Here is a 636-nt window from a genome sequence, read left to right on the forward strand (position 1 = left end):
GCGTTCTTGCGGGCAGCGGCTTCGCGGATGGCGTTGCTGTCATAGCCCTTGTCACCGAGCAGTGTTGCGCCTTCTGGCATGACCTCGATCAGTGCTTCGGCTTCCTGACTGTCGTGGACCTGGCCGCCGGTCAGACGCAGGGCAACGGGACGACCGTCAGCGTCAACGAGGGCATGAATCTTGCTCGTGAGGCCACCTCGGGAACGTCCCATGCCGCGATCGCCGGCTCCCCCTTTTTACCCGTCGCACCATGTTGGTGGACGCGCACGCAGGTGGAGTCGATCATCACGATCTCGCCAGCAAAGCCAGCGGAAACTGCAGCCAGCAACCGGTCCCACACCCCGGCTTTGCGCCAGCGCACGAACCGGTTGTAGCAGGTCGTCGACGGGCCGTAGCGCTCGGGTATCTCAGCCCACGGCGAACCCGTGCGGAACCGCCAGAGGATGCCGTTCAACACCCGCCGATCATCAACACGCGGCACCCCGCGAGGCTTGTTCGGTAGCAAAGCCTCGATGATCGACCACTCTGCATCCGTTAGTTCGTATCGTCGCAGCGCCATCAAGCCCTCCATCACAATGAAGAACCTGAATCATGCGGCCCCGCAGATCACAAGCCGTTTTATGAGTTTACCGCCTA

1 protein-coding gene and 1 pseudogene are annotated in these 636 nt (G+C 62.1%); one reads left to right on the forward strand and one right to left on the reverse strand.

From position 1 onward, the window contains the following. A pseudogene (locus Q0897_RS16045) lies at nt 1-505 on the reverse strand (IS5 family transposase); the annotation flags it as partial. Here Q0897_RS16045 and Q0897_RS16050 point away from each other — a divergent pair. Then, a partial coding sequence (locus Q0897_RS16050; protein ID WP_299310433.1) for a hypothetical protein occupies nt 444-636 on the forward strand: 193 nt, incomplete at its 3' end. The pseudogene Q0897_RS16045 and the gene Q0897_RS16050 sit on opposite strands and share 62 nt — an antisense overlap.

The organism is uncultured Croceicoccus sp., from assembly GCF_947496385.1.
Taxonomy (GTDB): Bacteria; Pseudomonadota; Alphaproteobacteria; order Sphingomonadales; family Sphingomonadaceae; genus Croceicoccus.